The following is a 12,858-nucleotide window of genomic DNA, read 5'->3' on the forward strand; positions in this document are numbered from 1 at the left end:
GATTGCCACCTTCCGGCATCGGCAGGGGGGTCGGGTCGGTCCGGACCCGTCCGGGTCCACACACCGACCCACAGACTACGCGTCGTCGTTTTCGCTGCCCCCGAGACCCGACAACGGTGCGGGCCGTCACAGTCCGCGGTGACCGACCGATCCGGTCGGACCGCACTGAACAGCATGCAAGAGATCCCCGGGCGCACGTTTAGGACCGCTCGATAGGGTCATCGGTGAGGGTTCCGCCCATCTGCCGAGGAGCACAACACAAGTGGCTGCCAACCGACCCGAGCTTCCCGCTCTCAACTGGTCCGACCTCGACCGCAGGGCCGTCGACACGGTTCGCGTGCTGGCCATGGACGCCGTGGAGAAATCCGGCAATGGCCACCCGGGTACGGCGATGAGCCTCGCCCCGGCCGCGTACCTGCTCTTCAACCGGGTCATGCGGCACAACCCGGCCGACCCGGGCTGGGCCGGCCGGGACCGGTTCGTCCTCTCCGCCGGGCACTCCAGCCTGACCCTGTACATCCAGCTCTTCCTCGCCGGCTACCCGCTGTCGCTGGACGACCTGAAGGCGCTGCGCCAGTGGGGCTCGCTCACCCCCGGCCACCCGGAGCACGGGCACACCCCGGGCGTGGAGACCACCACCGGTCCGCTCGGCCAGGGCCTCGGCAACGCGGTCGGCATGGCCATGGCGGCCCGCCGCGAGCGCGGCCTGTTCGACCCGGCGGCGGAGGCCGGCGAGTCCCCCTTCGACCACGACATCTGGTGCATCGCCTCGGACGGCGACATCGAGGAGGGCATCAGCCACGAGGCCAGCGCCCTCGCCGGCCACCAGCAGCTCGGCAACCTCTGCGTGATCTACGACGACAACGAGATCTCGATCGAGGACGACACCCGCATCGCCATGAGCGAGGACGTCGCCGCCCGCTACGAGGCGTACGGCTGGCACGTGCAGACCGTCGACTGGCGCCGCGGCAACGCCGACCAGGGCGACTACCACGAGGACGTCGAGGCGCTCTACCAGGCGCTGGTGGCCGCCCGGGCGGAGACCGGCCGCCCCTCCCTCATCGCGCTGCGCACCATCATCGGCTGGCCCGCGCCGAACAAGAAGAACACCGGCAAGATCCACGGCTCGGCGCTCGGCACCGACGAGGTGAAGGCCACCAAGGAGATCCTCGGCTTCGACCCGCAGCGGACCTTCGAGGTCGACGAGGAGGTCCTCAAGCACACCCGCCAGGTGCTGGAGCGCGGCACCGCGGCCCAGGCGGCGTGGACCGCCACGTTCGACACGTGGGCGCAGGCCAACCCGGAGCGCAAGGCGCTCTGGTACCGGGTGGCCGTCCGGGCGCTCCCCGAGGGCTGGGCCGACGCGCTGCCGACCTTCCCGGCCGACGCCAAGGGCATCGCCACCCGGGCCGCCTCCGGCAAGGTGCTGGAGGCCCTCGCCCCGGTGCTGCCGGAGCTCTGGGGCGGCTCCGCCGACCTGGCGGAGAGCAACAACACCACCATGAAGGGCGAGCCGTCGTTCATCCCGGCCAGCCACGCCACCAAGGAGTTCCCCGGCCACGAGTACGGCCGCACCCTGCACTTCGGCATCCGTGAGCACGCCATGGGCGCGATCCTCAACGGCATCGCCCTGCACGGTGGCACCCGCCCGTACGGCGGCACGTTCCTGGTGTTCAGCGACTACATGCGCCCCTCGGTGCGGCTCGCCGCGCTGATGAAGCTGCCGGTGGTCTACGTCTGGACGCACGACTCGATCGGCCTCGGCGAGGACGGCCCGACCCACCAGCCGGTGGAGCACCTGACCGCGCTGCGCGCCATCCCCGGCCTGGACGTGGTCCGCCCGGCCGACGCCAACGAGACCGTGTGGGCGTGGCGGCAGGCCCTGGAGCACACCGACCGGCCGACCGCGCTGGCGCTCAGCCGGCAGGCGCTGCCGACCCTGGACCGCACCGACCTGGCCGGCGCCGAGGGCACCGCCAAGGGCGGCTACGTGCTGGCCGAGGCGTCCACCGGCAGCCCGCAGGTGATCATCGTCGGCACCGGCTCCGAGGTGCAGCTCTGCCTCACCGCCCGGGAGCGGCTGGAGGCCGACGGCACCCCCACCCGGGTCGTCTCCATGCCCTGCCAGGAGTGGTTCCTCGCCCAGGACGAGGCGTACCGGGAGTCGGTGCTGCCGCGCGGGGTAAAGGCACGGGTGAGCGTGGAGGCGGGCATCGCCATGTCCTGGCGCGGGATCGTCGGGGACAGCGGCGAGAGCGTGAGCCTGGAGCACTACGGGGCGAGCGCCCCGCACACCGTGCTCTTCGAGCAGTTCGGGTTCACCCCCGACCGGATCGTGGCCGCCGCGCACGCGGCACTGACCCGGGTGGGCGACATCACCGGTTTCACGACCGGCAACTGAGGGGAGCGTGGACGGCATGACCGACAGGCTGGGTGAGCTGAGCGCCGCGGGGGTGGCGGTCTGGCTCGACGACCTTTCCCGGGTACGACTGAGCTCCGGCGGGCTGGACCAGCTACGCCGCGAGAAGCACCTGGTCGGGGTCACCTCCAACCCGACCATCTTCGCCAAGGCGCTGAGCGCCGCCGACGAGTACGACTGGCAGCTGAAGGACCTGGCCATCCGTGGGGTGGACGTCGAAGAGGCGGTCCGCATGCTTACCACGTACGACGTGCGGTGGGCCTGCGACGTGATGCGCCCGGCGTACGACGCCGGCGCGGGAGTCGACGGCCGGGTCTCCATCGAGGTGGACCCGCGACTGGCCCACGAGACGGAGAAGACCGTCGCCGAGGCCGGCGCGCTGTGGTGGCTGATCGACCGGCCCAACCTCTTCATCAAGATCCCCGCCACCGAGGCGGGGCTGCCGGCGATCACCGCCACCCTGGCCCAGGGGATCAGCGTCAACGTCACCCTGATCTTCGGTCTGGACCGCTACTCGCAGGTCATGGAGGCGTTCCTCGCCGGCCTGGAGCAGGCGAAGGCGAACGGCCACGACCTGGCCAAGATCGGCTCGGTGGCGTCGTTCTTCGTCTCCCGCGTCGACAGCGAGGTCGACAAGCGGCTTGAGAAGATCGGTTCCGCCGAGGCGAAGGCGCTGCGCGGCAAGGCCGCCATCGCCAACGCCCGGCTCGCGTACGAGCGTTACTGCGAGGTCTTCGCCTCCGACCGGTGGCAGGCCCTCGCCGACGCCGGCGCCCACCCGCAGCGTCCGCTCTGGGCCTCCACCTCGACCAAGAACCCCGACTACCGCGACGTCATGTACGTCGAGGAGCTGATCGCCCCCGGCACGGTGAACACCATGCCGGAGGCGACCATCCACGCCTTCGCCGACCACGGCGAGGTGCGGGCCGACACCATCACCGGCTGCTTCGACGACGCCCGCAAGGTCTTCGCCGACCTCCAGGCGGTCGGCGTGGACATGGCCGACGTGATCGCCGTCCTCGAACGGGAGGGCGTGGAGAAGTTCGAGGTCAGCTGGGTGGAGCTGCTCGACGGGGTGCGGAAGTCCCTCACCGAGGCGGCCCGGGGCGCCGGGATGCCGGGGCAGGCCGCCAAGGGCAACGCGCGGGCCGCCGAGCAGGCCGGGGGCAACGCGTGACGGACGGCGTCGGAAGCGTCCCGGGGCACCGCCCCGGGACGCCCCGCGCCGCGGTCGCCCACCCGGATCCGGGTGGCGCCGTCAGCGACCTGTCGGCCGGCCCGGCGGACGCCGCCGCCGGGCTGGCCGTACGCGGCGCGGACGCGGTCGACCGGTCCGCGTCCGCGTCGATCCGCGACGCCCTGCTCGCCCGGGACGTGCCCGCCCGGCTCGCCGCCAAGGACCCCACCCTCTGGGGGCCGGGGGCCGAGACCGGGGCGAAGGCACGCCTCGGCTGGGTGGACACCCACCGGCGCAGTCGGGAACTGCTCCCCCAGCTCGCCGAGCTGACCGAGGAGCTGGCCGACCTGGAGCACGTGGTGCTCGCCGGGGCGGGCGGCTCAGCACTCGCCCCGGAGGCGATCGCCCGTACCCTCGGGCGGCCGCTGACCGTGCTGGACACCGCCGATCCCGGGCAGGTACGGGCGGCCCTCGCCGACCGGCTGGACCGGACCGTGGTGGTGCTCTCCGGCGGGTCCGCGACGGTGGAGACGGACAGCCACCGGCGGGCGTACTGGCACGCGTTCCTCGACGCCGGGATGACCGAGGCCGAGGCCGCCCGGCACTTCGTGGTGGTCACCGACCCGGGTTCGCCGCTGGAGGCGGTCGCGGCCGAGATGGGCGTGGTCACCATCTTCGCCGACCCGGACGTAAGCGGCCGCTACTCGGCCCTCACCGCGTTCGGCCTGGCCCCCTCGGCGCTGGCCGGCGTCGCGGTGGCCGACCTGCTGGACGACGCCGACGCGCTGGCCGATTCGCTGGGCCGCGACCGGGACAATCCGGGCCTGGCCCTCGGGGTGGCGCTCGGCGCGGCGGCCACCACCGGCCGGGGCACGGTCGCCCTGGTGCCCGACGGCACCGGCATCGACGGGCTGGGCGACTGGGCCGAGCAGTTGCTCGCCGAGTCGACCGGCGGGGCCGGCGTGGGGATCCTGCCCGTCGCGGTGGAGTCGCCGGACGCCCCCGGCGCCACCGGCCCGGGCCTGCTCACCGTGAGCTACGGCGGCGCCCTCGGCCCGGCCGTGGCGCCGCCCGCCGCCGCCGACGTGGCGGTCAACGGTCCCCTCGGCGCCCAGTTCCTCGCCTGGGAGTACGCCAGCGCGATCGCCGCGGCGGTCCTGGGCGTCGACCCGTTCGACCAGCCCGACGGCGCCGGGAGCGAGGAGCAGGCCGCCCGGATCCTCGCCACCGGCCCGGCGGCGGAGACGCCGTCGTTCACCGAGGGCGCGATCGAGGTGTACGCGCCGGCCGGCGCCCCCGCCGACCTGGCCGGTACGCTGCGCTGGCTGCTCGACGGGCTCACCGACGACGGCTACCTGGCGGCGACGGCGTACCTCGACCGACAGGCCGACGCGGCGGTGGCCGGGCTGCGCCCGCTGCTGGCGCGGGCCACCGGACGACCGGTCACCTTCGGCTGGGGGCCACGGGGCCGGCACTCGACCGGGCAGCACCACCGGGGCGGCAGCCACCTTCAGGTGACCGGCGCGGTCACCGACGATCTGCCGGTGCCCGGTCGCCCGTACACCTTCGGGGAGTTGCAGGCGGCCCAGGCGGCGGGCGACCGGCAGGCCCTGGCCGGCCGGGGGCGGCCCGTGCTACGCCTGCACCTGACCGAGCGGGCGGCGGGCGTCGCCCAGCTGCTGGATGCTGCCGGACGGACACGGACGTGACGATGATTGACGTTGACGTGACATCAGCGGAGCGAGGAGGAAGCATGAACCCGCTGCGCGACCCTCAGGACCGGCGGCTGCCACGGATCCCGGAGCCGTGCGCTCTGGTGATCTTCGGGGTGACCGGTGACCTGGCCCGCAAGAAACTCCTGCCGGCGGTCTACGACCTGGCGAACCGGGGGCTGCTGCCGCCCGGTTTCGTGGTCCTGGGCTTCGCCCGGCGCGACTGGGGCGACGGCGACTTCGAGTCGCTGGCCTACGAGGCGGCGAAGAAGGGCGCCCGTACCCCGTGGCGGGAGGAGGTCTGGGCGCGGCTGGCCGGCCACATCAAGTTCGTCGGCGGCTCGTTCGACGACGACGCCGCGTTCGACCAGCTCGCCGCCGCCCTCGACGAGCTACGCGACACCCAGGGCATCCCCGGCAACGCCGCCTTCTACTTCTCCATCCCCCCGGCGGCCTTCCCGGTGGTGCTCAAGCAGCTCGCCCGCACGGGCATGGCCGACAACGCCAAGTCCGGCGGCTGGCGCCGGGTGGTGGTGGAGAAGCCGTTCGGCCACGACCTGCCCTCGGCCAAGTCGCTCAACGACCTGGTCGACGACGTGTTCACCCGCAAGGACGTCTTCCGGATCGACCACTACCTGGGCAAGGAGACCGTCCAGAACATCCTCGCCCTGCGGTTCGCCAACAACCTGTTCGAGCCGCTGTGGAACACGAAGTACGTCGACTCGGTGCAGATCACCATGGCCGAGGACGTCGGCATCGGCACCCGCGCCGGGTTCTACGACTCGGCCGGCGCCGCCCGGGACGTGCTCCAGAACCACCTGCTGCAACTGCTCGCCCTGGTGGCGATGGAGGAGCCGACCAGCTTCGACGCCGACGAGATCCGCGCCGAGAAGCTGAAGGTGCTCAAGGCCATCACGGTGCCCGACGACATCGCCCGGGACACCGTCCGGGGCCAGTACCTGCCCGGCTGGGTCGGCGGCGAGCGTGCCCTCGGCTACCTGGAGGAGAAGGGCGTCCCGGAGGACTCCACCACCGAGACGTACGTCGCCGTCAAGCTCGGCATCCAGAACCGGCGCTGGGCGGGGGTGCCGTTCTACATCCGGGCCGGCAAGCGGCTGCCGCGGCGGGTCACCGAGGTGGCGATCATCTTCAAGACGGCGCCGCACCTGCCGTTCGACCCGGCCGACGTGGAGTCGCTCGGCAACAATCAGCTCGTCATCCGGGTCCAGCCCGACGAGGGTGTGGTGCTGAAGTTCGGCTCCAAGGTGCCGGGCACCGCCATGGAGGTCCGCGACATCGCGATGGACTTCCAGTACGGCGAGGCGTTCACCGAGTCCAGCCCCGAGGCGTACGAGCGGCTGGTGCTGGACGTGCTGATCGGCGACCGGACGCTGTTCCCGGACGCCGCCGAGGTGGAGCAGAGCTGGCAGGTGGTGGACCCCCTGGAGCGCGCCTGGGCGGGCCAGAAGCCGGAGCCGTACCGGGCCGGCGAGTGGGGGCCGCGGGCCGCCGACGACATGCTGGCCCGCGACGGCCGGTCCTGGCGACGGGCATGACCGAGCAGACCTGGAGGATCCGTTGATCGGGCTGTGGGACACCACCGGCAACGAGGTGGTCAAGGCGCTCGCCGCCGAACGGCGTAGCGCGGGTGGGGTGGCCAGCGGCATGGCGCTCACCCTGATCGTCGTGGTGGACGAGAAGCGGGTACGGGAGGCGGAGGCGGCGGCCACCATAGCCGCCGCGGCCCACCCGTGCCGGCTGCTGGTGGTGGTCCGCTCCGACGTCGAGCGGGACCGCAACCGCCTGGACGCGGAGATCGTCGTCGGCGGCCGGCTCGGCCCGTGCGAGGCGGTGGTGACCCGGATGTACGGCCGCCTCGCGCTGCACGCCGAGTCGGTGGTGATGCCGCTGCTGGTGCCGGACGTGCCGGTGGTGACCTGGTGGCACGGCGAGCCGCCGGAGGAGATCGCGACCGACTTCCTCGGCGTGGTGGCGGACCGGCGGATCACCGACTCGGCGCAGGCCGCCGACCCGGTCGCCGCGCTGCGGCAGCGGGCCGTGGACTACGCCCCGGGCGACACCGACCTGGCCTGGACCCGGATCACCCCGTGGCGCACCCTGGTCGCCGGGGCGTTCGACACCGCCCAGTACGGGATCACCGAGGCGACGGTGGTGGCGCCGCGCCGCGACCCGACGGCGGCGCTGATGCGCGGCTGGCTCGCCGCCCGGCTGCACATCGACCCGGTCTGGGAGCCCACCGACGAGTACCCCCGGATGCGCGAGGTGGGGCTGCGCTGCGCCAACGGCGACGAGCTGGTCCTGACCCGGGAGGACAGCATGGCGACCTTCCGGCGTACCGGCCAGGAGGACCGCACCCTGCCGTTGGTCCGCCGCCCGCTCGGCGACGAGCTGGCCGAGGAGCTGCGCCGCCTCGACGCCGACCAGGTGTACGCGGAGGCGCTCGGCGCGGCCGCCGGCATCTCCGGGCTGGACCATCGCCCCGGCAAGCGGGTGCACGTGTGGAAGGATCCGGCGACCGCCCAGCGGGCCGAGGCCGGGGTGACCGCGCACGCCGGAACGACCGCCAACGGGTGAGCCGGCCCGCCGCCACGGCGGAGAGCATGGACCGCATGGCGGTCGGACAGCACAGGTTGACCGCCATGGGGCGGTCGGAACACGAGGGCAACCAGGGATGAGTGAGGCGAGTGTCGCCGTACACGCCGACCCCGACCTGCTGGCGCAGGCGGTGGCGGCCCGGTTGGTGGTGAAGCTGCTCGACGCGCAGGCGGATCGGGGCCAGGCCTCGGTGGTGCTGACCGGCGGGCGGATCGCCGCGGCGGTATACCGGGCCGTGGCGGAGCTGCCGGCCCGGGACGCGGTCGACTGGTCCCGGGTCGACGTCTGGTGGGGCGACGAGCGGTTCCTGCCGGCCGGCGACCCGGAACGCAACGAGACGCAGGCGCGGGCGGCCCTGCTGGCCGCGCTGCCGCTGGACCCGGCGCGGGTGCACCCGATGCCGGCCTCCGACGGACCGGCCGGCAACGACCCGGAGGCGGCCGCCGCCGGGTACGCCGAGGAACTCGCCCGGGCGGCCCGGCCGGGCAACGCCGCGCTGCCCCACTTCGACGTGCTGATGCTCGGCGTCGGCGAGGACGGGCACGTGGCGTCGGTCTTCCCGGAGCACCCGGTGCACCACGACAACCGGCCGGTCAGCGCGGTACGCGGCAGCCCGAAGCCGCCGCCGGTGCGGACCACCCTCACCCTGCCGGCGATCAACACCGCCGAGGAGGTCTGGCTGGTGGCCGCCGGCGCGGACAAGGCGCGGGCGGTGGGCATGGCCCTCGCCGCCGGGGCCGGGCCGGTGCAACTGCCGGCGGCCGGGGTGCACGGGGTGTCCCGTACCCTCTGGCTGCTCGACCGGGCGGCGGCGGCCGACGTGCCGCCCCGCTTCCGCAGCCTGCGCTGACCGGTAAGGAGGGGCCCCTTCTTAACGCCTGCGGTAGAGCAGGGGACCCTTCTCAACCGGCGACCTGGTGGCGACGCCGCGGCTCAGGCCCGGCCGCGACGGCGGGCCAGCGCGGCCAGTGCCTCGGCGAGAAGCGCCTCCGCCTGCTCCGGGGTGCGCCGCTCCTGCACGTACGCCAGGTGGGTCTTGTAGGGCTCCTGATGTCGGCCGCCCGGCGGGTTCCCCCGGTCCGGCCCGGCCGGCTGGCCGCAGCGCGGGCACTCCCACATCGGCGGGGTCTCCGCCTCGGCGGCGATGAGGAACTGGACCCGGTGGGCGTTGCGGCACCAGTAGGTGACCGGGCGGCGCGGGGCCGGCTCGGTGAGCCGGTCGAAGCGCTCGGGGGCAGATCCGATCCGGGTACCGCGGATGACGTTGCCACTCGGCACGGCTGCTGGCTCCTGTCGTCGGAGGGGACCGCCACGCGCGGGGGCGGGCGGCGGGCGACGCGGTGCAGCGCAAAAAAAATCTGCGCGCGGTCCGTGACGGACCGCGCGCAGATTGTACGACTCGACGGGCTGATTCAGGCGCCGCTGCTGAGCTGGAGGCGGAGCCAGAGCCCGATCCCGACGATGCACGCGAACCAGACGATCCCGACCAGAACCGTGTAGCGGTCAAGGTTCTTCTCGGCGACCGAGGAGCCGGCGAGGCTGGAGCTGACCCCGCCGCCGAACATGCTCGACAGGCCGCCACCCTTGCCACGGTGGAGCAGGATCAGCAGGGTGAGCAGGACGCTCGTGATGACCAGCAACACGATCATCGTGTAGGCGAACCAGATCGGCATGGCGGGGGTCAGTCCTCTCGTTGCGATCACTGCCCGTCCTAGTCGGGCACGGTGGCACCGACCGGTGGGCGGGCAGCGTCAAGGATAGCGAGCGATCAGCGAGTGATGTGCTCCGGGAACCGACAGATCTGCGCGAACTCCTCGGCGTCCAGGCTGGCACCACCGATCAGCGCCCCGTCCACGTCCGGCTGGGCCATGATCGAGGCGATGTTCGACGCCTTGACCGAGCCGCCGTAGAGGATCCGGACCTGCTGCGCGGTGGTCTCGTCGAAGGTCTCCGTCAGGCGCTTGCGCACCTCGCCGCAGACCTCCTGGGCGTCCTCCGGGGTCGCCGTCTTGCCGGTGCCGATCGCCCAGACCGGCTCGTACGCCACGACGACCTTCGTGACCTGCTCCGCGGTGAGGCCCCGGAGGGCGCCGTCGAGCTGGTCGCAGCAGTGCGGTACGTGCCGGAGCTGCTCCCGGACCTCCAGGCCCTCGCCGATGCACAGGATCGGGGTGAGCCCGTTGGCCAGCGCCGCGTTCACCTTGTCGTTGACCAGCGCGTCGTCCTCGTGGTGGTACTGCCGCCGCTCGGAGTGGCCGACCACCACATAGGTGCAGCCCAGCTTGGCGAGCATCTGCCCGGAGATGTCCCCGGTGTACGCGCCCGACTGGTACGGCGACAGATCCTGCGCGCCGTAGCCGATCAGCAGCTTGTCGCCGTCCACCGCGGTCTGCACGGTCCGCAGGTCGGTGAAGGGCGGCAGGACCACCGTCTCGACGTCGGTGAGCTGCTTCTCGGTGAGGCTCGCGGCCAGCTTCTGCACCAGCAGGTTGGCCTCGAGGTGGTTGAGGTTCATCTTCCAGTTGCCGGCCATCAGCGGCCGGCGGGGGTTGCTCGCCATTCAGCTCTCCAGGGCCGCGATGCCGGGGAGGGTCTTGCCCTCCAGGTATTCCAGGGAAGCGCCGCCACCGGTGGAAATGTGATTGAAGGCGGACTCGTCCAGGCCCAGCACCCGGACCGCGGCGGCGGAATCGCCGCCACCGACCACACTGAACGCGCCCGCCTTGGTGATCGCCTCGGCGACACCCCGGGTGCCGTTGGCGAAGGGAGCCATCTCGAACACGCCCATCGGGCCGTTCCAGAAGATGGTCTTCGCCTGGGACAGCGCGGCCGCGAAACCGGCCACCGTCTCCGGGCCGATGTCCAGGCCCAGCCGGTGGCTCGGAATGCCGTCGGCCGGCACGGTGTCGTGCGCGGCGTCCGGGGCGAAGGCGTCCGCGGCCACCACGTCGACCGGGAGCATGATCTTGCCGGGCGCGCGTTCCATGAGGTTGCGGCAGGTCTCGACCATCTCCTCCTCAAGGAGCGAGGAGCCCACCTCGTGACCCCGCGCCTTGAGGAAGGTGAAGCACATCCCGCCGCCGATGAGCAGCCGGTCGACCGTCGGCAGCAGCGCCTCGATCACGGCGAGCTTGTCGGAGACCTTGGAACCACCCAGCACCACCACGTACGGCCGGTCCGGGTCGCTGGTCAGCTTGCTGAGCACCTCCACCTCGCGCAGCACCAGCCGGCCGGCGACGTGCGGCAGCCGCGCCGGCACGTCGTAGACGCTGGCGTGCTTGCGGTGCACGGCGCCGAAGGCGTCGTCGACGTACGCCTCGCCGAAGGCGGCGAGCTGGTCGGCGAAGGCGCCCCGCTCGGCGTCGTCCTTGCTGGTCTCGCCCTTGTTGAAGCGGAGGTTCTCCAGCAGCGCGACCTGACCGTCGGCCAGCCCCTCCACGCAGGCGCGGGCGGAGTCGCCGACGGTGTCCTCGGCGAAGTGGACCGGGGCGCCGAGCAGCTCGCCGAGCCGGCCGGCGACCGGGCGCAGGCTGAACTGCGGGTCCGGCGTACCCTTCGGCCGGCCCAGGTGCGAGCAGACGACCACCTTGGCGCCGGCCTGGACCAGCGCGCTCAGCGTCGGCAGCACGGCCCGGATCCGACCGTCGTCCGTGATGTCCCCGCTCTGCTTGTCGAGCGGGACGTTCAGGTCGGCGCGCACCAGCACGCGCCGACCCGACACCCCCTCGGCGAGCAGGTCGTCGAGGTTGCGGATGCTCACAGCGAGCTACCCACCAGCTTGACCAGGTCCACCAGGCGGTTCGAGTAGCCCCACTCGTTGTCGTACCAGCCGACGACCTTGACCTGGTTGCCGATCACCTTGGTCAGCGGCGCGTCGTAGATGCACGACGCCGGGTCGGTGACGATGTCGGCGGAGACGATCGGGTCCTCGTTGTAGACCAGGATGCCCTTGAGCGGGCCCTCCGCGGCGGCCTTCATCGCGGCGTTGACCTCGTCCACGGTGGTCTCCCGACCGACCGTGACGGTCAGGTCGGTGGTGGAGCCGGTCGGGATCGGCACCCGCAGCGCGTAGCCGTCCAGCTTGCCCTTCAGCTCCGGCAGGACCAGACCGATCGCCTTCGCGGCGCCGGTCGAGGTCGGCACGATGTTGAGCGCGGCGGCGCGCGCCCGGCGCAGGTCCTTGTGCGGCGCGTCCTGCAGGTTCTGGTCCTGCGTGTACGCGTGGATGGTGGTCATCAGGCCCTGCTGGATGCCGAACGTGTCCTGCAGCACCTTCGCCATCGGGGCGAGGCAGTTGGTGGTGCAGGAGGCGTTCGAGATGATGGTGTGCTTGGCCGGGTCGTACTGGTCCTGGTTGACGCCCATGACCACGGTGACGTCCTCGTTCTTCGCCGGCGCGGAGATGATGACCTTCTTGGCCCCGCCGTCGACGTGCGCCTTCGCCTTGGTGGCGTCGGTGAAGAAGCCGGTGGACTCGATGACGACGTCGACGCCGAGCTCGCCCCACGGCAGCTTCGCCGGGTCCTTCTCGGCGTACGCCTTGATGGTGTGGCCGCCCACACTGATCTCGTCGTCGGTGGCCTTCACCTCGTGCGGGAGGCGGCCCAGGATGCTGTCGTACTTGACAAGGTGGGCGAGCGTCGCGTTGTCGGTCAGGTCGTTGACCGCAACGACCTCGATGTCAGCACCGGACGCCAGCACTGCCCGGAAGAAGTTGCGGCCGATGCGGCCGAAGCCGTTGATGCCAACCCGGATGGTCACAGGTCCCATCTCCTCGCGTTCTGGTCCGCCGGCGTCAGACCTGGGCCGGCGGAGGTGTGTGCGCCGACCGTTGGAGCCGGCCGTTGACGGTTCATCTCGGCCACCCCGCCGCGGTCCTGAGGACCTGACCGCCCGAGGCGGTGAGTACGGCGAGGAGTGCCTGTGCCGGCCCC

General features: G+C 72.5%; 11 protein-coding genes. 6 read left to right on the forward strand and 5 right to left on the reverse strand.

Annotated features, from left to right (window positions below; all coding sequences use genetic code 11):
• The first annotated feature begins 262 nt into the window (after window positions 1–262).
• From tkt to pgl, 6 genes are all read left to right on the forward strand, one after another.
• Window positions 263–2,401, forward strand: coding sequence for a transketolase (tkt, locus tag GA0070604_RS22105; RefSeq protein ID WP_091121787.1), 2,139 nt, complete (start codon window positions 263–265; stop codon window positions 2,399–2,401).
• Window positions 2,402–2,417: 16 nt separating this feature from the next.
• A complete protein-coding gene (tal, locus tag GA0070604_RS22110; RefSeq protein ID WP_091127325.1) occupies window positions 2,418–3,596 on the forward strand; it encodes a transaldolase in 1,179 nt (392 codons plus the stop codon).
• Window positions 3,597–3,685: 89 nt separating this feature from the next.
• Entirely contained in the window at window positions 3,686–5,305 is a 1,620-nt protein-coding gene (locus GA0070604_RS22115) for a glucose-6-phosphate isomerase (RefSeq protein ID WP_091127326.1), read from the forward strand.
• 44 nt (window positions 5,306–5,349) lie between these two features.
• Entirely contained in the window at window positions 5,350–6,864 is a 1,515-nt protein-coding gene (zwf, locus tag GA0070604_RS22120; RefSeq protein ID WP_091121791.1) for a glucose-6-phosphate dehydrogenase, read from the forward strand.
• 22 nt (window positions 6,865–6,886) lie between these two features.
• The gene (locus GA0070604_RS22125; protein ID WP_091121796.1) at window positions 6,887–7,903 is read left to right on the forward strand and encodes a glucose-6-phosphate dehydrogenase assembly protein OpcA; all 1,017 of its coding nucleotides are present in this window, start codon (window positions 6,887–6,889) and stop codon (window positions 7,901–7,903) included.
• Window positions 7,904–8,000: 97 nt separating this feature from the next.
• Window positions 8,001–8,774: a 6-phosphogluconolactonase gene (gene pgl / locus GA0070604_RS22130; protein WP_091121800.1), complete on the forward strand. Its 774-nt coding sequence runs from the start codon at window positions 8,001–8,003 to the stop codon at window positions 8,772–8,774.
• Window positions 8,775–8,857: 83 nt separating this feature from the next.
• Here pgl and GA0070604_RS22135 read toward each other — a convergent pair whose 3' ends face one another.
• The 5 genes from GA0070604_RS22135 to gap all read right to left on the reverse strand — a co-directional run bounded on the left by GA0070604_RS22135 (window position 8,858) and on the right by gap (window position 12,685).
• Entirely contained in the window at window positions 8,858–9,202 is a 345-nt protein-coding gene (locus tag GA0070604_RS22135; protein WP_091121803.1) for an RNA polymerase-binding protein RbpA, read from the reverse strand.
• 134 nt (window positions 9,203–9,336) lie between these two features.
• Window positions 9,337–9,597: a preprotein translocase subunit SecG gene (gene secG, locus GA0070604_RS22140; protein ID WP_091121805.1), complete on the reverse strand. Its 261-nt coding sequence runs from the start codon at window positions 9,595–9,597 to the stop codon at window positions 9,337–9,339.
• 95 nt (window positions 9,598–9,692) lie between these two features.
• Window positions 9,693–10,484, reverse strand: coding sequence for a triose-phosphate isomerase (gene tpiA / locus GA0070604_RS22145; protein ID WP_091121810.1), 792 nt, complete (start codon window positions 10,482–10,484; stop codon window positions 9,693–9,695).
• Window positions 10,485–11,684, reverse strand: a complete 1,200-nt coding sequence (locus GA0070604_RS22150) for a phosphoglycerate kinase (RefSeq protein ID WP_091121814.1) — start codon at window positions 11,682–11,684, stop codon at window positions 10,485–10,487.
• Window positions 11,681–12,685 (reverse strand): type I glyceraldehyde-3-phosphate dehydrogenase, encoded by a 1,005-nt coding sequence (gap, locus tag GA0070604_RS22155; protein ID WP_091121817.1) that lies wholly within the window; start codon window positions 12,683–12,685, stop codon window positions 11,681–11,683. Before gap ends, GA0070604_RS22150 begins: the two co-directional genes overlap by 4 nt.
• Between the last annotated feature and the right edge of the window lie 173 nt (window positions 12,686–12,858).

It is taken from the genome of Micromonospora eburnea (assembly GCF_900090225.1).
In the GTDB taxonomy this organism is placed as follows: domain Bacteria; phylum Actinomycetota; class Actinomycetes; order Mycobacteriales; family Micromonosporaceae; genus Micromonospora; species Micromonospora eburnea.